We start from the raw sequence: 21,505 nt of genomic DNA, 5'->3' as shown, positions 1-21,505 counted from the left end.
CCCCCTAGGAACGTTGGCCGGCGAAGACGGTGACGAGCCCGATGACCACCAGCAGCGACCCGGCCCAGGTCCACGGCGAGGTCCGCTCGTGCAGGAGGGTCGAGCCGGCGAGCACGATGAGCAGGTAGCCAAGGGCGTTGAAGGGGTACGCGACCGACAGCGGCACCCGCGCGAGGGTGGACATCCAGGCGACGGCGGAGACCGCGAAGACGGCGAGGCCGACCACCACCCAGGGCGTGGTCGCGGCGTGCGCGGCGAGGGAGCCACCGCCCTTCTCGACGGCGGTGGCGGCGGCCCGCATCCCGTGCTTGAGCATGATCTGCCCGGCGGCGGAGGAGAACACCGCGAAGAGCAGCAGGGAGAAGCTGGCGAGGGTCAACGTCCGCCCCTCAGACGCCCACGCGGTGGGCCGGGGCATCGGCGGGGACGTCGGTCGGCACGTACTGGCGGTTGAGGATGTCCTGGACATCGATGTGCTCCCCAGCGATGATCGTCCGCGCCGCGTGCGGGGTGAGCACGGCGACGTACTGGTAGCCGAAGAGGGTCGGCCGGATCCGGGTCAGCAGCTTCGACAGCGCGCCGAGCGCCCTGGCGGCCGGTCCGCCGCCGAGGACGGACCAGAAGGGCGCTCCGGTGGCGCGGAGGGACAGCACGTCGTAACCGGCGGAGCGCACGGTGCGGCGCAGACTGGCGCGGCTGAAGAAGCGCAGGTGCGTCTCGTCGAGGATGCCGCGCCGGTCGTAGTCGAAGATGCCGAGTGCGACGCGCAGCCGCGAGTACCAGTGGCCGAAGTTCGGTACGGACAGCAGGACGTGTCCGTCGGGGCGGAGCACGTCGCGCAGCTCGGCGAGGAGGCGCTCGGGGCGGGAGAGGTGCTCGACGACGTCGCCGGCGACGACGTAGTCGTAGCCGTCGCCCTCGTGGACGGCGTCGGGCAGGCCCTCCTCCAGGTCGGCCAGGTGGAACCCGCCGGAGCAGCGCGCGCGTACGCCCTCCACCTCGACGCAGTCGATGCCGGTGACCGTGTGTCCGAGGGCTTCGAGGCGCTCGGCGAACAGGCCGCCGGAGCAGCCGACGTCGAGGACGCGCCCGGGGGGCAGGTCGCGCATCCGGTCCAGGATGACGGCGTGCGAGGAGCCGTCGCCCTCCTTGAAGGCGTACGCGACGGGCTTGGGGATCCAGTCGCAGGTGCCGAAGCCCTTGCGCGCGAGGCGGTATTCGAGGACGTCCTTGACGACGTCCTTGGCGTAGCGCAGGCCGTTGACGTAGCAGATCTCGTCCCCGTAGTAGGTGGGGATGGGGATCTCGTTGATGCGCATGCCGGCGTCGACGAGCTGGACGATGATCTGGGTGTCGAAGTCGAAGGCGTCGGTGTTGCGGTCGATGGGCAGGCGCCGCAGGGCGTCCACCTTGTAGGCCCGGTAGCCGGAGTGGAACTCGGTGAGGGCCGAGCCCAGGAGGGCGTTCTCCAGCCGGGTCAGGATGCGGTTGCCCAGCCACTTGTAGGCGGGCATGCCGCCGCGCAGGGCGTCGCGGGGCCGCATCATGCGGGAGCCGAAGACGGCTTCGCACTCGCCGCGCACGAGGGGCTCGACCATCTGCGGGAGCAGCTCGGGGGCGTACTGGCCGTCGCCGTGGAGGAGGACGACGATGTCGAGGCCGCGCTCGGCGGCGAGGGCGTAACCGGCCTTCTGGTTGCCGCCGTAGCCGAGGTTCTTGGTGTGCCGCATGACGACGGTGGGCGGCATGCCGTCGAGCTGCGACCAGCGGCAGCCGGCGGTGAAGGTGGCGTCGTGGCTGGCGTCGTCGAGGATGAGGATCTCGGCGATGCGGGACCGGAAGTCGGCGGGGATGCGGTCGAGGGTCTTCTCGAGGGTCGACTCGGCGTTGTACGCGACGACGAGGACGCCGATGCGGGGACCGGCGGCCCCGGCGGGGCGGGTCGACGCGGCGACTCCCGGCACCCCGGCGTGACTCGCGGGGCCTGTGGGACTCGCCAGCCCGGCGGGACTCGCGAGGGCCCCGGGACCTGCGGGGCTTGCGGGACTGGCGGGGCTAGCGGGGCCTGCGTGACTTGGGGTGCTCGCTGGGCTTGCGGGACCGGCCGGGCTCGGGGGGCCGGCGGGGCTCGGCAGCCCGGCGGGACTCGCGGGGGCTTCGGGGCCTGCGGGACTGTCGGGAGTCATGGGACTTCTCCACTCTCGGGTGTCTCGGGGCCCGGGGGCGGGCCCGAGGGTCGGGGAACGGGTCAGTTGGCCGACCGGGCCGGTCGCGACTCCGTGCGCGGGCGGGCGATGTCCACGGCGGGCGCCCCCGGATCGCGGCCCCTCGCCGCAGAGCCCACGGCGCGGTGGACACCGGTCGCCACGCACACCGCCAGCACCGCCCACCCCAGCGCGCCGAACGCCATCTCCGTGTCCGTCCAGTGGACGGGCCGCTGCCCCGCGTAGACCGACACGGCCACGCCGCCGACGACGACGCCGTACGCGATCCCCTGCCACAGGCCGATGACGAAGAGCCCGGCCGCCGGCCACGCGAGGTACTGCACCCCGGACGCGGTGCTCAGCAGGAGCAGCAGCCCCAGCGTGGTGGCGACGGCCACCGGCGCGTCGGCGGGGCGGCGCCAGGCCAGCCACACCCCCACCGCCATGATCGCCGCGACGATGAGGAAGTGCCCGTCACCGCGCACCAGCGCCACGTACGGCTCCGGCACCCCGGCCCAGCGGGCGAAGCGGATGATGCCCCAGAAGCTGAAGTTGCCGCCCGCGTACTCGAGCACGTTCGCCTTGAGCGCGCCGGGCACCGTGGCGATGACCGGCCCCCACACGGCGAGGAACACCACCGCGAAGCCACCGCCGAACCGCAGCAGTGCGGGCCGTCCGGCGCGCCACGCGGCGACGAACAGCAGCGGAACCGCCACCACCGGGACGATCTTCACACTGATGCAGAGCGCCGCCGCGACCCCCGCCACCCTCGGCATCTTCCGGTCGACGAGCAGGTACGCGGCCGCGAAGGCGAACATCACCGCCACCGAGTCGGTGTTGCCGTGGTACCCGGAGGTGGCGACGAGCACCGGGCACAGCGCCGCGCCCAGCGCGCAGGCGACGGCCGTCCGCAGCCGGCCCCGCCTCCGTACGATCTCGAACACCAGCAGCACGGTGATGAGGTCGGCCAGGCACGCGGGGAACCGGATCAGCGGCCGCCACGGCACCCCCTGCTGGGCCAGCCACTCCATGACGAGCAGCATCCAGCTCGCCAGCGGCGGGTGGTTGTAGACGGGCAGCCAGGGCAGCGGCTCCGCGTAGACGCGAATCGGGTCCGTCCGGGCGATGGCCCGCGCGAAGCCCCAGAAGAAGCGCACGTCGGCGGGCCCCCGGGTGGAGGCCGCGAGCGCGACTTTCGAGACGAACGCGACCGCCGCGACGACGAGGACGACGATCCGGGCTTTCCGCACGTCCCACGAGAGGGACGACATTCGGACGTTCATGTTGACGAACGTAGCAATACGGACGGTACGAAGCGAAGCACCGATAAACACACTTAAACCGGTGTAAACGCAATACAGTTCACTGTACGTGCATTATCGCTACAAAACCGACTTGACGAATCACACGTATGGCTCACGGCCGTACGCAAGGCGCGGCGTCAACTCTCGTTCAAGGTAGGCCCAGTGAAAGCACTCGTACTCTCCGGAGGGGCCGGCACCCGGCTGCGCCCCATCACGCACACGTCCGCGAAACAGCTCGTGCCGGTCGCCAACAAGCCGGTGCTCTTCTACGGGCTCGAGTCCCTCGCCGCCGCCGGAATCCGGGACACCGGTCTCGTCGTCGCCCCGGACACCGCCGACGAGATCCGCGCCGCCGTCGGCGACGGCTCGCGCTTCGGCCTCGACGTCACGTACATCCCGCAGCACGCGCCGCTCGGCCTCGCGCACGCGGTGCTGATCGCCCGCGACTTCCTCGGCGACGACGACTTCGTGATGTACCTGGGCGACAACTTCATCGTCGGCGGCATCACGGACCTCGTCGAGGAGTTCCGCACGAGCCGCCCCGACGCCCAGATCCTGCTGACCAAGGTTCCCGACCCGCGCGCCTTCGGCGTCGCCGAGCTCGACGTCGACGGGCGGGTGGCGCGCCTGGAGGAGAAGCCGGCGCATCCGCGCAGCGACCTCGCCCTGGTGGGGGTGTACCTCTTCTCCCCCGCCGTCCACGACGCCGTGCGCGCCATCACGCCGTCGGCGCGCGGCGAGCTGGAGATCACGCACGCCCTCCAGTGGCTCATCGACGAGCGCCGCACGGTCACCTCCACGATCATCTCCGGGTACTGGAAGGACACCGGGAACGTCGCCGACATGCTGGAGGTGAACCGTTCCGTCCTGGAGATCCTCACCCCGGCGAACGAAGGCACGGTCGACGCCGCCACCGAGATCATCGGCCGCGTCCGCATCGGCGGCGGCGCGACCGTGCGCGGCTCGCGGATCGTCGGCCCGGCCGTCATCGGCGCGGGCACGGTCGTCGAGAACTCCTACATCGGCCCCTCCACCTCCATCGCCGAGAACTGCCGGGTGACGGACAGCGAGATCGAGTACTCCATCGTGCTCAGCGGCTCCTCGCTCCACGGCGTGGGTCGCGTGGAGGCGTCCCTCATCGGCCGTAACGTCGAAATCACCCCCGCCCCGCCCATCCCGGCCGCCCACCGCCTGGTGCTCGGCGATCACAGCAAGGTGCAGATCTCGTCATGACCGTTCCCGTCACGCGGATCCTGGTGACCGGCGGCGCCGGTTTCATCGGCTCGCACTACGTCCGTACGCTGCTGGGCCCCGACGGGGCCGCCCACACCGAGGTCACGGTCCTGGACCGCCTCACCTACGCCGGAAACCCCGCCAACCTCGCCGCCGTCCGCGACCACCCCCGCTTCGCCTTCCTCCACGGCGACATCCGGGACGCCGACCTGGTGGACAAGCTGGTCTCCGAACACGACCAGATCGTCCACTTCGCCGCCGAGTCGCACGTGGACCGCTCCATCCTGGGCGCGGCCGAGTTCGTCCGTACGAACGTGCTGGGCACGCAGACGCTGCTGGACGCCTGCCTCCGCCACCGCACCGCGCCCTTCGTCCACATCTCGACGGACGAGGTGTACGGCTCGATCGAGACCGGCTCCTGGACGGAGGACGAGCCGGTGCGGCCCAACTCGCCGTACGCCGCGTCCAAAGCGTCGGCCGACCTCATCGCGCTCTCCTACCACCGGACGCACGGCCTGGACGTCCGGGTCACCCGCTGCTCGAACAACTACGGCCCCCACCACTTCCCCGAGAAGGTCGTCCCCCTCTTCATCACCCGGCTGCTGGACGGAGGAAGGGTGCCGCTGTACGGGGACGGCTCCCACGTGCGGGACTGGCTGCACGTCGACGACCACGTGCGCGCGATCGAGCTCGTACGGACGCGGGGCCGGGCGGGCGAGATCTACAACATCGGCGGCGGGACGGAGCTGTCCAACCGCAAGCTGACGTCCTATCTGCTGGACGCGTGCGGGGCGGACTGGTCCCACGTGGAGGAGGTCGAGGACCGCAAGGGCCACGACCGCAGGTACTCGGTCGACTGGACCAAGATCCGCGACGAGCTCGGCTACCGCCCGGCCAAGGACTTCGCGACGGGCCTCGCCGAGACGGTCGCCTGGTACCGCGAGAACCGCTCCTGGTGGCAGCCGCTGCTGAACCGGGCGGCGCTGTGAGGGGGCCCTGGCTGGTGACCGGGGCGGGCGGCATGCTCGCCCAGGACGTGCTTCACCGCCTCGGCGGCGACGCCGTGGGCCTCACCCGGGGCGACCTGGACGTGTGCGACGCGCACGCGGTCCGCGCGGCGGTGTCGGCGCTGCGCCCCTCGGTCGTCCTCAACTGCGCGGCCTGGACGGCCGTGGACGACGCCGAGACGAGGGAGGCCGAGGCCCTGGCGGTCAACGGCACGGCGGTCCGGTCGCTGGCGGAGGCCTGCGCGGAGGTCGGCGCCCGGCTGCTGCACGTCTCGACGGACTACGTCTTCGACGGCCGGGCCTCGGCGCCGTACGCCGAGGACGCGACGCCCGCGCCCCGCACCGCGTACGGCCGCACCAAGCTCGCGGGCGAACGCGCCGTCCTGGAGCTGCTCCCCGAGCGCGGCTACGTGATCCGGACGGCCTGGCTGTACGGCGCGGGCGGCGCCAACTTCGTCCGCACCATGACCCGCCTGGAGGCGGAACGCCCCTCCGTGGACGTCGTCGCGGACCAGCGCGGCCAGCCCACGTGGAGCGCCGACGTCGCCGGACTCCTCGTCGCGCTGGGCCGCGCGGACGCACCGCCGGGCGTCTACCACGCCACGAACGCGGGCGACGGCACCTGGCACGACCTCGCCCGCGAGACCTTCCGCCTGCTGGGCGCCGACCCGGAGCGCGTCCGCCCGACGACGAGCGCGGCCTTCCCGCGCCCGGCGCCCCGGCCCGCGTACAGCGTCCTGAGCCACGCCCGCTGGCGCGAGGCGGGGCTGACGCCGCTGCGCGACTGGCGGGAGGCGCTGCGGGCGGCGCTCCCCGCGCTGCTCACCCCTGCGCGGTGAACTCCGCGCCTACCCCGCTGCGCGCCCCGCGGAGGCGGCGACCACGAAGAACGGAACGGCGATGAGGAGGCGGTCGGTCTCGGCCCGTCGGCGCTGCTCGGCGAGCCACCCGTCGGCCCGGTCACGGCCGACGGCGCCGCTCGCGCAGGCCGGCTCGGTGAGCCGGGTGAGCAGCGACAGCATCGCGGGGTCGGTGAACACGCTGGTGTGCACCTCGACGGTGACGTCGTCGAAGCCGCCGTCCAGGAGCAGGTTGCGGTACTGGCGGCCGACGTGGGGCGCGCCCAGGAGGTCGGCGCGGGCGTGCACGATCGTGCGGGTGAGCTCCGCGTCATCGGACGCGATCATGATGGCGTCCCAGTCCTGCCCGACGAGGACGATCCTGCCGCCCGGGCACAGGACGCGTCGCGCTTCCGCCACCGCGCGCGCCGGCTCCCGGAGTACGTGGAAGACCTTGTCGGCACGGTAGCCGCGCACGCTTCCGTCGGCGAACGGCAGGTCCTCCGCCCCCGCCTCCCGGAACGCGCCCGCCGGCCACCGCTCGCGGGCCGCGGCCAGCATCCACGGGTCGGGGTCCACGCCCACGGCCCGGACCCCGCGTTCGCCCAGCTCGGCGACGGCGCGTCCGGCGCCGCAGCCGACGTCCACGACGGTCGAGCCCGGGACGAGGGACAGCAACTCATAGGAGCGCGCCCGCAGTCGACCGGCGCTCGGCTGCCGGTCCGCCGCGTCGAGGACGGCCAGCAGGGCCTCGGTGTCGCGGTTTTTCTCCACCGCTTCCTGGTTCTTGTCCATGGCTGCCAGGCTGCGACTTAATGTCGACATGAAGTCAAGCGGAGACAGCGGCGCGAGCACGATGAGCATCGGCGCCCTCGCGGCCCGGTTCGGCCTGGCCACGCACGTCCTGCGGCACTGGGAGTCGATGGGCCTGCTGCACCCCGTACGGGACGCGGGCGGGCGCCGCCGCTACGGCCCGGGCGACGTCACCCGCGTGGCGACGATCCTCGTCTTCAAGCAGGCGGGCCTCGGCCTGGGCACCATCAGGACTCTGTCGGCCGGCGTCGACCGAGCCACCCGGCACGACGTCCTGCGCACCGAGGCCGAAGAACTCCGCTCCACAATCGCCGCGGCCCGCGCCTCGTTGCAGCTCATCGAGGGCGGCCTGAACTGCAAGCACGAGGACGTCACCGAGTGCCCGGAGTACCAGCGGCTCATCGCCGAACAGGTCGGCGGGCACTGACACCGGCTGCCGCGCTCGTCGCGCGTCCTGGCGCTGGACGCCAACGACGTGGCGCCCGCTGCCAACGACGGAGCCGTATCCCCCGACAAGGATGTCGACCGACCATTTCCGTCATGCGCACCCGGGCTGGACGCGGTGCGCGGACTCGGGGGACGCATGCCCATGACCTCACCCCTGCACCGAACACGCGGGCGCGGCTTCACCAGGCCCCTCACCAGGCCCCTCACCAGGCCCCTCACCAGGGCCCTCACCATGGCTCTGGCGCTGGCCTGCGCCCTCGTCGTCGGCGGCGCGCCTCAGGCGGCCGCCGTGACCAAGCCCGTCGTCAACGGGCCCGTCTTCAACGACCCCTTCGGTACGGCGGACCAGCAGAAGGCGGTCTTCACGCAGCTGATCGCCCTCATCGACGCGACCCCGGCGGGGCAGTCGATTCGCGGTTCCATGTTCGAGTTCGGCGACCAGGCCGTCGCGGACGCGCTGCTCGCCGCCCATCGGCGCGGTGTCGACGTCAAGCTCATCGTCGACGACTCGACGTACGTCAACGGCGAGGGCAAGCAGTACGCCAACCCGGCGTACCAGTCCCTCAAGTCGGGGCTGGGCGGCAACGACAGCGCCCGCTCCTGGGTCGTGGTCTGCGACGACAGGTTCGAGGACGACGACGGGGTGGACGACGTCAAGCGAGGCTGCCTCGCGGTGGCGCCGCCCGGGCCCGCGTGTCCAGCACCGTCGTCATCATGATGGCCCCCGGTTCACGGTCCGTCATCGCGCGGTCGTACAGCAGTCTGAGACGGCAAGATCGAACGAGGAAGTGAACTACGCGCCAATTCCCGCCTCGTGGGGCGTCACCGCCCGGCCGGGATGCGCGGCGCCCCGTCGGCGGCCTGCGTCGCCGTCCGCAGCCTCGCGTACCACTCCGTACACGCCTCGTACGACGGCAGCAGGCCGGCACGTTCCGCCTCGGCGAGCGGGGGCGCGGCGGCGTCCTTGTCGGAGAGTACGGGGGTGAGGTCGGCCGGCCAGGCGATGGCGAGGTCCGGGTCGAGGGGGTGGACGCCGTGCTCGCGGGCGGGGGCGTACCCGCGCGAGCAGAGGTAGACGACCGTGGCGTCGTCGGTGAGGGCCATGAAGGCGTGGCCGAGTCCCTCGGCGAGGTGGACGGCGCGGTGGTCCCGGTCGTCGAGCCGGACCGCCTCCCAGGCGCGGTAGGTGGGCGAGCCGGTGCGCAGGTCCACGATGACGTCGAGGACGGCGCCGCGCACGCACGTCACGTACTTGGCCTGGCCGGGCGGTACGTCCGCGAAGTGGATGCCGCGCAGGGTGCCGCGGCTGGACACCGAGCAGTTCGCCTGGGCGAGCCCGAGCCCGTACCCGGCGGCCTCGGTGAGGTCCGGGGCCCGGAACCACTCGTGGAAGCTGCCCCTGCTGTCGTGGAACACGCGGGGTTCCATGACCCACGCACCGTCGATACCGAGCGCACGCACTGTCGGCCCACCGTCCTCACCGCTGCACGGAAACGGAAACGGAATACGAACGGCAGGCTCAACCCCCGGGGGCCGCAACCGTCACTCACCCGGCGCCCAACCAGGTGACAGGGGGCTCAGACGCGCAGCGCCGCGACCGCCGAGCGCGCCAGGTCGTCGAGGTAGCCCTTCGGCAGGGGCGAGCGGACGACCACGAGCCGCCAGTACAGCGGCCCGATGATGAGGTCCAGCGCCCGCTCCGGGTCCGCGCCCTCGGGGAGTTCGCCGCGCTCGACGGCCTCGCGGACGACGACCGCCGCCACGCCCTGCTGGCTGTCGAGCAGCGCGGCGCGGACCGCGTCGGCGATCTCGGGGTGGCGGGCCGCCTCCACCAGGAGGTCCGGGATGACCTGGGAGGCGACGGGGTGGCGCAGCGCGTGGGCCGCGACCTCCAGCAGCGCGCGGACGTCGCCGTACAGCGAGCCGGTCGCGGGGGCGGGGAGGCCCTGGGTCGCGAAGGCGGTCAGCAGGTCCAGGACGAGCGACAGCTTGGACTTCCAGCGCCGGTAGACCGCCGTCTTGCCGACACCGGCGCGGCGCGCGATGCCCTCGATGGACATGCGGGCGAAACCGACGGCCGCGAGCTCGTCGAAGACGGCGGCCCTGATCGCATCGGTGACGTCCTCCCGCAGCACGGCGGCTCCGGCGGGGGCGCGGCGGCGCGTGCTCCCGGAGGGCGGGGTCGGCGGTGCAGTCATGCCCCGGATCATAGCGCGACGACCGCGTCACGACGGCACGGTTGCGTTCCGACGTCACCGCGTCTTACTCTCGCCGTAACGACGATACGGTCCCGTTCCGACCATGGAGCATGACTCGAAGGGCTGAAGGGCTGCAGTGAGTACGAGTGCCAGTACGAGTGCGCCGGCGAGCGCCCACGGGGCCGGGGAAGACCTCCGGCAGCTCGCCCTGCGCCACGGGCTGTCGGTCAGCAACGCCCGCCCGCCCCTGACCGAGTACGCCCGGCGGCTCTGGTCGCGGCGCCACTTCATCACCGCCTTCGCCACCGCCCGCCTCACCGCCCAGTACAGCCAGGCGAAGCTCGGGCAGGTCTGGCAGCTGATGAACCCGCTGCTCAACGCGGCCGTCTACTTCTTCATCTTCGGCGTGCTGATGAACACTCGGCAGGACATCGCGGACTACGTCCCCTTCCTCGTCACCGGCGTCTTCATCTGGACCTTCACGTCCTCCTCCATCGCCGTCGGCACCCGCGCCATCAGCGGCAACATCGGCCTGGTCCGCGCCCTGCACTTCCCGCGCGCGAGCCTGCCCGTGTCGCTGGCGCTGCAGCAGCTCCAGCAGCTCGCCTTCTCGCTGGGCGCGCTCATCGTCATCCTGTTCTGCTTCGGCGTCCGGCCCGGCTTGTCCTGGCTGCTCGCGGTGCCCGCCCTGTTCCTCCAGTCCCTGTTCAACGCGGGCGTCTCGCTGGTGATGGCCCGCCTGGCGGCCCGTACGCCGGACATCGCCCAGGTGATGCCGTTCGTGCTGCGCACCTGGATGTACGTGTCCGGCGTGATGTGGAGCATCGACAAGGTGCTGGCGGACAACCGCGTCCCGCACCTCGTCGGCCTGGCCCTGGAGTACAACCCGGCGGCCCTCTACATCGACCTCGTGCGCTTCGCGTTCATCGACAGCTTCACCGCCGACCGGCTGCCGCCCCACGTGTGGGCCGCGGCGTCCGGCTGGGCACTGCTCGCCTTCGCGGGCGGCTTCATCTACTTCTGGAAGGCAGAGGAGACCTACGGCCGTGGCTGACACCCTGACCGCATCCACCGAGACCGCACCCACCGAGACCGCGCCCACCACCACCCCCACCGAGCGCGTCCCGACCGTCATCGTGGACGACGCCCACGTCACGTACACCGTCCAGGGCGCGGGCGGCAAGCCCCAGGGCCCGCCCCTCGCCCGCATCCTGAACCGCCGCAAGGCGCGGGCCGCCACCCGCAAGGTGCACGCCGTCAAGGGCGTCAGCTTCGTCGCGTACAAGGGCGAGGCCATCGGCCTCATCGGCACCAACGGCTCCGGCAAGTCCACCCTGCTCAAGGCCATCGCGGGGCTGCTGCCCACCAACAAGGGGCACATCTACACCCAGGGCCAGCCGTCCCTCCTGGGCGTGAACGCGGCGCTGATGGGCGACCTGACCGGCGAGCGCAACGTCATCCTCGGCGGTCTGGCGATGGGCATGACGCGCGAGGAGATCCACGCCCGCTACCAGGACATCGTCGACTTCTCCGGGATCAACGAGAAGGGCGACTTCATCTCGCTCCCGATGCGGACGTACTCCTCCGGCATGGGCGCCCGCCTGCGGTTCGCCATCGCCGCGGCCAAGAGCCACGAGGTGCTGCTCATCGACGAGGCGCTGGCGACCGGCGACGCGAAGTTCCGCAGGCGCAGCCAGGAGCGGATCAACGAGCTGCGCGCCGAGGCGGGCACGGTGTTCCTGGTCAGCCACAGCAACGGCACGATCCGGGAGACGTGCGACCGGGCGATCTGGCTGGAGGCGGGGACCATCCTGATGGACGGGCCGGCGAACGAGGTCGTGGACGCGTACGAGGCGCACACGAACAAGAAGTAGCGCGAAACGGTCGGACGGTGGGCGGTAAATAGTCAAAACTCGCGCATAAGGAACATAAAGTGCGCTGAGATGACGACGACCTCCCGCTACCGGCTCAGCGGCGGCTGCCGCGCCCACCGCACGGCCCCCGCCCTCCGCCGCACCGCCCTCCGCCGCACCGCGCTCCGCCGCACCACACCGCGCCGCACGGCCCACCGCACCGCCGCCGCCCGCCTGCCCCTCTCCGCCGTACTCGCCCTCACCGCCGTCTGGGCCCTCACCCGCGCCGGCATGCTCCTGCTGCTGTGGCGCGACACCCTCGGCATCGGCGGCGTCGGGCGCGAGGTGTACGTGCTCTACCGGCACTGGTACGAGCTGCTCGCCCTCGGGACCTTCCCCGTGGGCGACGTCACCTGGCAGTACCCGCCGGGCGCCGGGCTGGTGCTCCTCGCCCCGGGGGCCGTGCCGTGGCTGACGTACTACCAGGCGTTCGTGGCGCTGACGCTCCTCGCCGACGCCGTGGTGGCGGTAGCGCTCGCCCGCGCCGGGCGGACCGGCAGCAGCGCGGGGGCCTGGCTGTGGACCGGCGGGCTGCCGCTCCTGCTGCACCTGCCGCTCGCCCGCTACGACGTCCAGGTCACGGCCTTCGCGGTGCTCGCGCTGCTGGCGCTGGGCGCCCGCCGCCCCCGGGCCCGGCTCGGCGGGGCGCTGGCCGGGCTCGGCGCCATGGTCAAGGTGTGGCCGCTGCTCACCCTGCTCGGTACGCCCCGGGGGCCGGCCACCCGCCGCGCCTGGACCTCCGCCGCCGTCGCGGCGGGCGCGCTCCTCGGCGTCCTGGTCCTCTCCTTCGCGCACCCGCTCGACTTCCTGCGCCAGCAGGGCGACCGGGGCGTGCAGATCGAGTCGCTCGGCGGCAGCGCGCTGTCGCTGGCCCGGCTGCTCGCCGGCTGGCCGGGCGCGGTCGAGTACCGCTACGGCGCCTTCGAGCTGACCGGTCCGTACGTGTCGAGCGTCGCCCGCCTCGCGCTGCTGCTCACCGCCGCCGCGCTGTGCTGGCTGCTGGTGTGGCGGCTGCGCTCCCGCCGCTGGAACGCCGCCACCCCGCTGGACGCGGGCCTCGCCGCCGTCCTCCTCTTCACCGTCACCAGCCGGGTGATCAGCCCCCAGTACATGGTGTGGCTGCTGGGCCTGGCGGCGGTCTGCCTCACCTCCCGGCACACCACCCAGCGGCCCGTCGCGCTCCTGCTGCTGCCCGCGGCGGCGCTCAGCTCGCTGGCGTACCCGGGGCTGTACGACGAGGTCATCAACGTCACCCCGACGGGCGTCGCCGTCGTGGCCCTCCGGAACGCGCTGCTGCTCGCGGCGACCGTGCTGTCCTGCCGGCGGCTGTGGCGCGCGACCGCGTGAAGCGGCGCGCATGAGCGGCACGCATGAGCGGCACGCATGAGCGGCGCGTATAAGCGGCGCATATGGCGAAGGCGCCCCCCGCTGATGCGGGAGGCGCCTTCATCGCACGTCAGACGGCTCAGCTGTGCGTACGCAGCAGCGTCCGCATCGTCCGCATCGCCACCGACAGGTTGGCCAGGTCGAAGTCGTCCGAGCTCTGGATCTCGTCGAGCGTCGTACGCGCCCGGCCCAGGATCGCGGCGTTCTTCTGCTCCCAGGCCTGGAACCGCTCCTCGGGCGTCGAGGTGCCGTTGCCCGCCGACAGCACGTCGGCCGTGAGCGCGGCGTGCGCGGCGTACAGGTCCTCGCGGATGGAGGCGCGGGCCATGGACTGCCAGCGGTCGGCGCGCGGCAGCTCGATGATCCGGTCCATCAGCTGGGTGATGGCCAGCCGGTCGGCCAGGTCGTAGTAGACCTCGGCGACCGCCATCGGGTCCTTGCCCGTCCGGTCCGCGATCGCGACGATGTCGAGCGTCGGGAAGGCGGAGGAGAACCCGGCCACCCGCAGCGCCAGCTCGTCCGGGACGCCCGCCCCGGTGAGCTCCTCGACCAGCGACTCGTACCACTCCAGGTCGGCGCCGCGCAGCATCTTCGGCAGCTGTGCCCAGACCAGCTCGACGCGCTCGGCGAAGAACTCGATGGTCTCGGCGAGCTTGAGCGGCTGCGGCCGGTTGTTCAGCAGCCAGCGCGTGCCGCGCTCGACCAGGCGGCGCGAGTGGAGCCGGATGCGGGTCTGGACGTCGGCCGGGACCTTGTTGTCGAGGGCCTCGACGGCGTCCCACACCTCGCTCAGGCCGAAGATCGCGCGGGCGGCGGTCTGCGCGCGCACGATCTCCTCGGTCGAGGCGCCCGTCTCCTCGCGCAGCCGGTGCAGGAAGGTCGAGCCACCGGTGTTGACGGTGTCGTTGACCAGCACCGTGGTGATGATCTCGCGGCGCAGCGCGTGGCCGTCGATCTGCGCCGGGAACTCCTCGCGCAGCTTCGACGGGAAGTACGCGTGCAGCAGCTCGCGGAAGTACGGGTCGTCGGGCAGATCCGTGTGGATCAGCTCCTCCGCGACCGTGATCTTGGTGTAGGCGAGCAGCACGGCCAGCTCGGGCTGGCTGAGGCCCTGCTTGTTGTTGAGCAGCTCGCGGATCTGGCGGTCGGTCGGCAGGAACTCCAGCGCCCGGTCCAGGTGGCCCTCGCGGCTGAGCCGGCGCATGAAGCGCTGGTGGGCGTGGAGGAGCGACGGGGACTGCGCGACGGCGTTGGCCAGGGCGACGTTCTGCGCGTAGTTGTTGCGCAGCACGAGCGCGCCGACCTCGTCCGTCATCTCGGCGAGGATCTTGTTGCGCTGCTTGACGGTCATGTCGCCGTCGGTCACCAGGGCGTTGAGCAGGATCTTGATGTTCACCTCGTGGTCGGAGGTGTCCACGCCGGCGCTGTTGTCGATGGCGTCGGTGTTGATCTTGCCGCCGGTGCCCTCGGGGCCGCCCTTGCGGGCGAACTCGATGCGGCCGAGCTGGGTCAGGCCGAGGTTGCCGCCCTCGCCGACGACCTTGACGCGCAGGTCCTCGCCGTTGACGCGGATGGCGTCGTTGGCCTTGTCGCCGACGTCGGCGTGCGACTCGGTGGAGGCCTTGGCGTACGTACCGATGCCGCCGTTCCACAGCAGGTCGACGGGCGCCTGGAGGATCGCCTTCATCAGCTCGGCCGGGGTCAGCTTGGTGACGCCCGCCTCGATGCCGAGGGCGGCCCGCATGTGCGCGTTGACCGGGATCGACTTGGCCGTACGGGGGTGGATGCCGCCGCCCGGGGACAGCAGCTCCTTGTCGTAGTCGGCCCAGGAGCTGCGCGGCAGCTCGAAGAGGCGGCGCCGCTCGGCGTACGAGACGGCCGCGTCGGGATTCGGGTCGATGAAGATGTGGCGGTGGTCGAACGCGGCCACGAGCCGGATGTGCTCGGAGAGCAGCATGCCGTTGCCGAACACGTCACCGGACATGTCGCCGACGCCGACGACCGTGAAGTCCTGCGTCTGGGTGTCGTGGCCCAGCTCGCGGAAGTGCCGCTTGACGGACTCCCAGGCGCCGCGGGCCGTGATGCCCATGCCCTTGTGGTCGTAGCCGGCGGAGCCGCCGGAGGCGAAGGCGTCACCGAGCCAGAAGCCGTACGCGACGGCGACCTCGTTGGCGATGTCGGAGAAGGTCGCGGTGCCCTTGTCGGCGGCGACGACGAGGTACGTGTCGTCCTCGTCGTGGCGGACGACGTCGGCCGGCGGCACGACCTCGCCGCCCACCAGGTTGTCGGTGATGTCGAGCAGCGCCGAGATGAAGGTGCGGTAGCAGGCGATGCCCTCCGCCAGCCAGGCGTCGCGGTCGACGGCCGGGTCCGGCAGCTGCTTGGCGACGAAGCCGCCCTTGGCGCCGACGGGCACGATGACGGTGTTCTTCACCATCTGCGCCTTGACCAGGCCGAGGATCTCGGTACGGAAGTCCTCGCGCCGGTCGGACCAGCGCAGACCGCCTCGGGCGACCTTGCCGAAGCGCAGGTGGACGCCCTCGACGCGCGGCGAGTACACCCAGATCTCGAACGCCGGGCGCGGCGCGGGCAGGTCCGGGATGGCCTGCGGGTCGAACTTCATCGAGACGTACGCGTGCGGCTCGCCGCTCTCCGTCTTCTGGAAGAAGTTGGTGCGCAGGGTCGCCTTGATGACGGTGAGGAAGGAGCGCAGGATGCGGTCCTCGTCCAGGCTCGCGACCTGGTCGAGCGCGCCGTCCAGCTCCTCCATCAGACCGTCGATCAGCTCGGTGCCGGCGCGCTGCCGCTCGGGCGCCATGCGCGCCTCGAAGAGGGAGACCAGCAGCCGGGTGGTGTGGACGTTGTTGCGGAGGGTGTCCTCCATGTAGTCCTGGCTGAAGGTCGAACCGGCCTGGCGCAGGTACTTCGCGTACGCGCGCAGCACCATCGCCTCGCGCCAGTTCAGGCCGGCGCTCAGGACGAGGGCGTTGAAGCCGTCGTTCTCGGCGCGGCCGGTCCAGGTCGCGGCGAACGCCTCCTGGAAGCGCTCGCGGGCGTCGTCGGCGAGGTAGTCGGCGCCGTTGGCACCGGCGGCGCCGCCGGCGGTGTGCGGCATGCGCAGACCGAAGTCGTACACCCACGCGCTCGTGCGGTCCGCGCAGCGCAGCTCGTACGGGCGCTCGTCGACGACCTCGACGCCGAGGCGGTTGAGGACCGGCAGGACGGCGGAGAGGGAGACCTGCGCGCCCGTCTTGTAGATCTTGAAGCGGCGCTCGCCGGGGCCCGCGCCTACCGGCTCGTAGAGGGAGAGGGCGAACTCCTTCTCGCCCTTGATCAGCTGCTCCAGGTGGACCAGGTCGGAGACGGCGGAGCGCGGCGAGTGGTCGGCCTTGTAGCCCTCGGGGAAGGCGCCCGCGTACCGGCGCAGCAGCTCGGCGGCGCGCTCCTCGCCGGTCTCGGCGTTGAGCGCCTCGGCGAAGCCGTCGTCCCAGGAGCGGGCGGCCTCGACGAGCCGGCCCTCGATGCGCTCGACGTCGGCGTCGGTGAGCGGGGTCAGCTCGCTGCCCTGCGGGACGCGGATGACGAAGTGCAGCCGGGTCAGCACCGACTCGGTGCTCATCAGGGTGAAGTCGGCGCTGGTGCCGCCGAGCTCCTCCTTGAGGATGTCGGTCAGGCGCTCGCGGACGGTGGTGTTGAAGCGGTCGCGCGGCAGGTAGACGAGGGCGGAGTAGTAGCGCCCGTACTCGTCCTGGCGCAGGTAGAGGCGCAGCCGGCGCCGCTCCTGGAGGTAGAGCACGCTCGTGGCGATCGCCTCGAGCTGGTCGACGGGCGTCTGGAAGAGCTCGTCGCGCGGGTACGTCTCCATGATCTGGAGCAGGTCGCGGCCGTCGTGGCTGCTCGGCGCGAAGCCCGCGAGGTCGAGGACCTCCTCCACCTTGCGGCGGATGACCGGCACGCGGCGCACGGACTCGGTGTACGCGGCGGACGAGAACAGGCCCAGGAAGCGCCGCTCCCCGATCACGTTCCCGTTGGTGTCGAACTTCTTCACGCCGACGTAGTCGAGGTACGAGGGCCGGTGCACTGTGGCGCGGCTGTTCGCCTTCGTCAGGACCAGCAGCTTGTGCTCGCGGGCCTTGGCCCGGGCGTCGCGCGGCAGGCGGTTGAAGGACGGCGAGACGGGGTGGGCCTCGTCGCCGCTGTGGTGCGGGTCCGAACGCAGTATCCCGAGCCCGGTGCCGGGGACGGCGGCGAGGGCGTCGTCCTCGGTGAGGCTGTACTCGCGGTAGCCGAGGAAGGTGAAGTGGTCGTCGGCCAGCCAGCGCAGCAGCTCGCGGGCCTCCTCGACCTCCGTGGAGCGCAGGTCGTCGGCGATCGGTTCCTGCGGCAGGTCCTCGGCGATGCGCAGCGCGGCGTCGCGCATCTTCTCCCAGTCCTCGACGGCCTCGCGGACGTCGGACAGGACGCGCAGCAGGTCGGAGGTGATCTGCTTGAGGTCGCCGCGGTCGGTCTCGCGGTCGATCTCGACGTGGATCCACGACTCGGTGAGGGCGTCGTGCGGCAGACCGCTGCGGGTGTGGGACTCGGCGGGGAGGATCTCGATCAGCTTGCCGGTCACGTCACGGCGGACGACGACCTGGGGGTGGATGACGACGTGGATGCCGCGCCCCTGGCGGGACAGCTCGTTGGTCACCGAGTCGACGAGGAACGGCATGTCGTCCGTCACGACCTCGACGACGGAGTGGCTGCACGTCCACCCGTTCTCTTCCACGGTGGGCGTGTGCACGCGGACGTTCGCGGTGCCCTGGGGCCGGTTCTCGGCCAGCCGGTAATGGGAGAGCGCGGCGCCGAAGACGTCGACGGGGTCGCGGTCCGCGAGGTCCTCCGGAGCCGTGTGGAGGTAGTAGCGCTGGAGGTAGTCGAGGACGGTGTCCCGGTCCGGTCGCTCCCCGTCCTCGGTCCCGATCGCGAGTCGCCCCCCGACCGGGCTGTTCTCAGCTACCCGGGCAGCCCGTTCGAGCAGCTCGGCCTTGGCTTCGTCCAGCTTGGTCTGCATGTCCTCTGGCTCCTGTCGCGCGCCGTTGCGTGACGTAGGTGAAAGAAAAGGTGACACAACGCCACGACGCGGGGTTTCCGGTCTGAGGTGACGTTATGCCGCGATGAGAGATCTCCGGGCCGTTATCGGCCACATTCGGCGAGCGCCCCGGAAACGAAAAATCAGCGCTAGCCCGGGCACGATGGCATCCCGGGCGCAGGCCGGGGGCCTCGCTGCCCCCTCGGCGTATAGCGCTGATCACGGGTCCAGGCTATCGCTCTTCCCCCCGGGCCCGTCATGAGCCGTATGTGTACAAATCCCGGTGCGGAAGTTTGACACTCTGGACAGCGACAGATGCCCCGCGGCAACCCTGTCCCGGAAGCCGCCCCGCGGGGCCTCCCGCCCGCCGAGGGCGGGAACACGCCACCGGGTACCCGCACCGGACACCTCACCAACGCACCCACACGGGTGGTACGTGCGGAAGCCCACGACCGGCCGCACCCGCCGACGGCGGAAGGCCCGACGACCGGCCAGGCGCGTCGCGCAGTGCGCCCGCACGCGCACCCGCCGAGGCGGGCACGCCCCACCAGGGGCCCGGCACCCGCACGGGCGGTGCGGGTGGAAACCCCAGCCCGGCCGCAGGCCGGGCGCGCCCACAACCAGCCGCACTCGCCGACGGCGGCCACACCCCTCCAGGGGCCCCGCACCCGACAACGCACCCGCACGGGTGGAGCGGGTGGGAACCCCCAGCCCGGCCGCAGGCCGGGCGCGCCCCCACCGGCGGTGCGCCGAACACAGCGCGCGGCCCCACGCCGGGCGAGGCACCGCTCACGCACCAGCGCCCGCACCCGCAGGGGCAGGCGAGGCGCCACTCACGACCGGCCCCGCGCCCTGCACCCGACCCGCACCCGCCGACGGCGAGCAACACCCCACCAGGGGCCCCGCACCCGACCACGCACCCGCACGGGCGGTGCGGGTGGCCCCAGCCCGGCCGCAGGCCGGGCGCACACCCACGGCCCGGCAGCCGCCGACGGCGCAAAGCCCCACAACCGGCCCCGCGCCAGCGACCGCGCACCAGCGACCCCGCGGCTACGCCACCAGCTCCTCCGCCACCGCCACCGCTTCCTCCAGCGAGTCCACCACCGGTACCCCCACCGCCTCCAGGCTCGCCCGGCTGTGCGACCCCCCGGTGTACAGCACCGCCTTCGCGCCCACGTGCGCCGCCGCCACCGCGTCGTCCGCCGCGTCGCCGATGACGACCACGCGCTCCGGCGACGACGCCACGGTCCCGTCCAGCGCCAGCAGGTGCCGCACCATGTGCTCGGCCTTGCCCGCCGTCGACGCGCCGATGCGCCCGTCCACGCGGACGAACCGCGACTCGATGCCGTACCGCCGCACGATCGGCAGCAGCCGCTCATGCGGCGCCAGCGACAGCAGCGACTGCGTGAACCCCTCGGCCTGCCGCGTCGCCAGCAGCTCCGTCGCCCCGGCCGTCAGCCCGCACGCCTCCGCGCGCACCCAGTAGTGCCGGTGGAAGGCGCCGTCCATGACGGCCCACTCCGCCTCCGTGGGCATCCGGCCCATCAGCCGCTCGTAGAACAGGGGCACCGGCACGCAGTACAGCTCGCGGTACCGCGCGAGGGTGATCGGCTCCAGGCCTATCTCCTCGAACGCGGCGTTCGTCGCCCCGATGACCGCGTCGATGTCGTCGAGCAACGTGCCGTTCCAGTCCCACACCAGGTGAGTGCCGCGCTTCCCCATGCGAAAACGGTACCGGCACCCACCGACAATCGACCCGGACGGCCCTCAGCCCAGCAGCGCGGGGATCTCCTGCACCCCGAACCACAGCAGCTCGTGGTCCTCGGCCCCGTCCACGGTGAACTGCGCGTCCTCGTCCCCCTGGTCCGCCGCGCCCAGCGCGTCCGCCGCCGCGGAGACGTCCGCCACCGCGTCGTCGGCGTCGGCGTGCACCGCGGCCGCCTTGGCCAGCGGCACCGGCCCGGCGACGCGTACCTCGCCCACCGACGCCGGGTCGGGACCCGCGTCGGGGTCGGCGGTCACGGCCGCGTCCGGTACGTCGAGGGCGACGACCACCCGCCGCCGCGCGGCCCGCGGATCACCGGCGATGAGCCGCAGCGACCCCGCCGCGGCGCGGCTCAGCGCGGCGTACTCGAGCTCCTCGATGTCGTCGGAGACGTACCACTCGCGCAGTCCGGGCGTCACGGCGTAGGCGGTGAGCGGACCGGGCCCGAGCGCGCCCGCCTTGTGCGCCTCTGCGAGGCCGGGGAGCGTCAGGGGGACGTACACGCGCATGGCAGGCCGCTTTCGTAGTCGGAGACGCCCTCAGGATACGTGCGCGGTCCCCTTTTCGGGCCCTGCGGCCACCCGCCCCACACGTCCACCGGCGGACTCCGCGAACCCGTCCCCGCCCAGGCCGCACACCGCCCCCGTCACCCGGATAGGTGAACCTCTCGGGCTCCTCCCCCGCCGCCGGGAGCGATTGCGGCGGCCCGCCCCGCCCCCGTACAAGATCCCCAACCGAAGTTACCGCCCGGTAGAAAGCCGGGTCCGACTGGAACGGGGCCGCCATGACCACCGCCGCCACGCGCACGCAGACGAGCCGTACGACGACGCGCCCGCAGACGCCCCGCCCGGTCGGCCGCCGCGACCAGCGGGGGCCGGGGGACGCCGGCACGGCCCGGCAGGCCCGGCCCCGCCGCCCGCAGCAGCCCCACGCGGTGTTCGCCGAGCGCCTGCTGGCCGTCCTCAGCGGTGAACGCCCGGTCCACTGGATGCTGGGCCAGACGGTCGGGGAGGCGTACGACCAGCTGATCCGCCTCGCGCCCCACGCACCCCTGCGCGCCCGCGGCGCGCACGCCGTCCGCCCCGTGATCCGGCGCTGCGGCGTCTTCCCGCTGCGTCCGGGCGTGGTGGAGGCGTTCGCGACGATCGCGACCGGCGACCGGTTCCGGGCGATGGCGTTCCGCCTGGAGCAGGGCGAGGACCGCAGGTGGCGCTGCGCGGCCGTGGAACTCGGCGGGAACGGGAACGGGAACGGGAAGGGCATCGGGAGCCCCACGAACGGGAACCACACCTGAAACGCACGGCGGGGCCGGGACACGCGCCACG

Annotated in this window: 18 protein-coding genes; 9 read left to right on the top strand and 9 right to left on the bottom strand. The window is 72.5% G+C overall.

Annotation, left to right across the window (positions count from 1 at the left end):
- Window positions 1-4 precede the first annotated feature (4 nt).
- From AC07FJ_RS29645 to AC07FJ_RS29635, 3 genes are all read right to left on the bottom strand, one after another.
- A complete protein-coding gene (locus AC07FJ_RS29645; RefSeq protein ID WP_479052316.1) occupies window positions 5-379 on the bottom strand; it encodes an SMR family transporter in 375 nt (124 codons plus the stop codon).
- Between the two features lie 10 nt (window positions 380-389).
- Window positions 390-2,186 (bottom strand): methyltransferase domain-containing protein, encoded by a 1,797-nt coding sequence (locus AC07FJ_RS29640; RefSeq protein WP_479052315.1) that lies wholly within the window; start codon window positions 2,184-2,186, stop codon window positions 390-392.
- A gap of 62 nt (window positions 2,187-2,248) precedes the next feature.
- The gene (locus tag AC07FJ_RS29635; RefSeq protein ID WP_479052314.1) at window positions 2,249-3,487 is read right to left on the bottom strand and encodes a glycosyltransferase family 39 protein; all 1,239 of its coding nucleotides are present in this window, start codon (window positions 3,485-3,487) and stop codon (window positions 2,249-2,251) included.
- A 183-nt stretch (window positions 3,488-3,670) separates the two neighbouring features.
- Between AC07FJ_RS29635 and AC07FJ_RS29630 the strand changes: the two genes are divergently transcribed.
- From AC07FJ_RS29630 to rfbD, 3 genes are read left to right on the top strand one after another with little or no spacing between them, the layout of a single operon-like run.
- On the top strand, window positions 3,671-4,741 hold the full coding sequence (locus tag AC07FJ_RS29630; protein ID WP_479052313.1) for a glucose-1-phosphate thymidylyltransferase: 1,071 nt from the start codon (window positions 3,671-3,673) through the stop codon (window positions 4,739-4,741).
- Window positions 4,738-5,730, top strand: a complete 993-nt coding sequence (rfbB, locus tag AC07FJ_RS29625) for a dTDP-glucose 4,6-dehydratase (RefSeq protein WP_479052312.1) — start codon at window positions 4,738-4,740, stop codon at window positions 5,728-5,730. Before AC07FJ_RS29630 ends, rfbB begins: the two co-directional genes overlap by 4 nt.
- A complete protein-coding gene (gene rfbD / locus AC07FJ_RS29620) occupies window positions 5,727-6,587 on the top strand; it encodes a dTDP-4-dehydrorhamnose reductase (RefSeq protein WP_479052311.1) in 861 nt (286 codons plus the stop codon). The genes rfbB and rfbD overlap by 4 nt, the downstream gene beginning before the upstream one ends.
- Before the next feature lie 9 nt (window positions 6,588-6,596).
- On the opposite strand, the gene AC07FJ_RS29615 is transcribed toward rfbD, so the two are convergent.
- Window positions 6,597-7,382 (bottom strand): methyltransferase domain-containing protein, encoded by a 786-nt coding sequence (locus AC07FJ_RS29615; protein ID WP_479052310.1) that lies wholly within the window; start codon window positions 7,380-7,382, stop codon window positions 6,597-6,599.
- Window positions 7,383-7,410: 28 nt separating this feature from the next.
- Between AC07FJ_RS29615 and AC07FJ_RS29610 the strand changes: the two genes are divergently transcribed.
- Both AC07FJ_RS29610 and AC07FJ_RS29605 read left to right on the top strand, forming a co-directional pair.
- Window positions 7,411-7,827, top strand: a complete 417-nt coding sequence (locus AC07FJ_RS29610) for a MerR family transcriptional regulator (protein ID WP_479052309.1) — start codon at window positions 7,411-7,413, stop codon at window positions 7,825-7,827.
- A gap of 162 nt (window positions 7,828-7,989) precedes the next feature.
- On the top strand, window positions 7,990-8,565 hold the full coding sequence (locus AC07FJ_RS29605) for a phospholipase D-like domain-containing protein (RefSeq protein WP_479052308.1): 576 nt from the start codon (window positions 7,990-7,992) through the stop codon (window positions 8,563-8,565).
- 104 nt (window positions 8,566-8,669) lie between these two features.
- Here AC07FJ_RS29605 and AC07FJ_RS29600 read toward each other — a convergent pair whose 3' ends face one another.
- Window positions 8,670-9,308, bottom strand: a complete 639-nt coding sequence (locus AC07FJ_RS29600; protein ID WP_479052307.1) for a dTDP-4-dehydrorhamnose 3,5-epimerase family protein — start codon at window positions 9,306-9,308, stop codon at window positions 8,670-8,672.
- Between the two features lie 116 nt (window positions 9,309-9,424).
- A complete protein-coding gene (locus AC07FJ_RS29595) occupies window positions 9,425-10,057 on the bottom strand; it encodes a TetR/AcrR family transcriptional regulator (RefSeq protein ID WP_479052306.1) in 633 nt (210 codons plus the stop codon).
- Between the two features lie 124 nt (window positions 10,058-10,181).
- Here AC07FJ_RS29595 and AC07FJ_RS29590 point away from each other — a divergent pair, with 124 nt between their 5' ends.
- The 3 genes from AC07FJ_RS29590 to AC07FJ_RS29580 all read left to right on the top strand — a co-directional run bounded on the left by AC07FJ_RS29590 (window position 10,182) and on the right by AC07FJ_RS29580 (window position 13,305).
- The gene (locus tag AC07FJ_RS29590; RefSeq protein WP_479052305.1) at window positions 10,182-11,099 is read left to right on the top strand and encodes an ABC transporter permease; all 918 of its coding nucleotides are present in this window, start codon (window positions 10,182-10,184) and stop codon (window positions 11,097-11,099) included.
- Window positions 11,100-11,103: 4 nt separating this feature from the next.
- Window positions 11,104-11,919 carry an ABC transporter ATP-binding protein gene (locus AC07FJ_RS29585; protein ID WP_479052404.1) on the top strand — a complete coding sequence of 272 codons (816 nt, stop codon included), beginning with the start codon at window positions 11,104-11,106 and terminating at the stop codon, window positions 11,917-11,919.
- A 69-nt stretch (window positions 11,920-11,988) separates the two neighbouring features.
- Entirely contained in the window at window positions 11,989-13,305 is a 1,317-nt protein-coding gene (locus AC07FJ_RS29580; protein WP_479052304.1) for a glycosyltransferase 87 family protein, read from the top strand.
- A gap of 118 nt (window positions 13,306-13,423) precedes the next feature.
- Here the strand turns inward: AC07FJ_RS29580 and AC07FJ_RS29575 are convergent, their stop codons facing one another.
- The 3 genes from AC07FJ_RS29575 to AC07FJ_RS29565 form a co-directional block, all read right to left on the bottom strand.
- On the bottom strand, window positions 13,424-18,397 hold the full coding sequence (locus tag AC07FJ_RS29575; RefSeq protein ID WP_479052303.1) for an NAD-glutamate dehydrogenase: 4,974 nt from the start codon (window positions 18,395-18,397) through the stop codon (window positions 13,424-13,426).
- Window positions 18,398-19,465: 1,068 nt separating this feature from the next.
- A complete protein-coding gene (locus AC07FJ_RS29570) occupies window positions 19,466-20,137 on the bottom strand; it encodes an HAD family hydrolase (protein WP_479052302.1) in 672 nt (223 codons plus the stop codon).
- Window positions 20,138-20,182: 45 nt separating this feature from the next.
- Window positions 20,183-20,689 carry a DUF6912 family protein gene (locus AC07FJ_RS29565; protein ID WP_479052301.1) on the bottom strand — a complete coding sequence of 169 codons (507 nt, stop codon included), beginning with the start codon at window positions 20,687-20,689 and terminating at the stop codon, window positions 20,183-20,185.
- Between the two features lie 275 nt (window positions 20,690-20,964).
- Here AC07FJ_RS29565 and AC07FJ_RS29560 point away from each other — a divergent pair, with 275 nt between their 5' ends.
- On the top strand, window positions 20,965-21,474 hold the full coding sequence (locus AC07FJ_RS29560; protein ID WP_479052300.1) for an Rv3235 family protein: 510 nt from the start codon (window positions 20,965-20,967) through the stop codon (window positions 21,472-21,474).
- The last annotated feature ends 31 nt before the right edge of the window (window positions 21,475-21,505 follow it).

Source organism: Streptomyces sp. NPDC045998, from assembly GCF_056430285.1.
Note: the sequence above shows the minus strand (reverse complement) of the source record. Positions and strands in the feature narration are given on the sequence as shown.

Bases quoted from the DNA above. Each gene is read 5' to 3' on its own strand.
- AC07FJ_RS29565 (WP_479052301.1), bottom strand. From the start codon at position 20,689: ATGCGCGTGTACGTCCCCCTGACGCTCCCCGGCCTCGCAGAGGCGCAC.
- AC07FJ_RS29640 (WP_479052315.1), bottom strand. From the start codon at position 2,186: ATGACTCCCGACAGTCCCGCAGGCCCCGAAGCCCCCGCGAGTCCCGCC.
- AC07FJ_RS29575 (WP_479052303.1), bottom strand. From the start codon at position 18,397: ATGCAGACCAAGCTGGACGAAGCCAAGGCCGAGCTGCTCGAACGGGCT.
- AC07FJ_RS29560 (WP_479052300.1), top strand. From the start codon at position 20,965: ATGACCACCGCCGCCACGCGCACGCAGACGAGCCGTACGACGACGCGC.
- AC07FJ_RS29610 (WP_479052309.1), top strand. From the start codon at position 7,411: ATGAAGTCAAGCGGAGACAGCGGCGCGAGCACGATGAGCATCGGCGCC.
- AC07FJ_RS29580 (WP_479052304.1), top strand. From the start codon at position 11,989: ATGACGACGACCTCCCGCTACCGGCTCAGCGGCGGCTGCCGCGCCCAC.
- AC07FJ_RS29615 (WP_479052310.1), bottom strand. From the start codon at position 7,382: ATGGACAAGAACCAGGAAGCGGTGGAGAAAAACCGCGACACCGAGGCC.
- AC07FJ_RS29635 (WP_479052314.1), bottom strand. From the start codon at position 3,487: ATGAACGTCCGAATGTCGTCCCTCTCGTGGGACGTGCGGAAAGCCCGG.
- AC07FJ_RS29570 (WP_479052302.1), bottom strand. From the start codon at position 20,137: ATGGGGAAGCGCGGCACTCACCTGGTGTGGGACTGGAACGGCACGTTG.
- AC07FJ_RS29595 (WP_479052306.1), bottom strand. From the start codon at position 10,057: ATGATCCGGGGCATGACTGCACCGCCGACCCCGCCCTCCGGGAGCACG.
- rfbB (WP_479052312.1), top strand. From the start codon at position 4,738: ATGACCGTTCCCGTCACGCGGATCCTGGTGACCGGCGGCGCCGGTTTC.
- AC07FJ_RS29605 (WP_479052308.1), top strand. From the start codon at position 7,990: ATGACCTCACCCCTGCACCGAACACGCGGGCGCGGCTTCACCAGGCCC.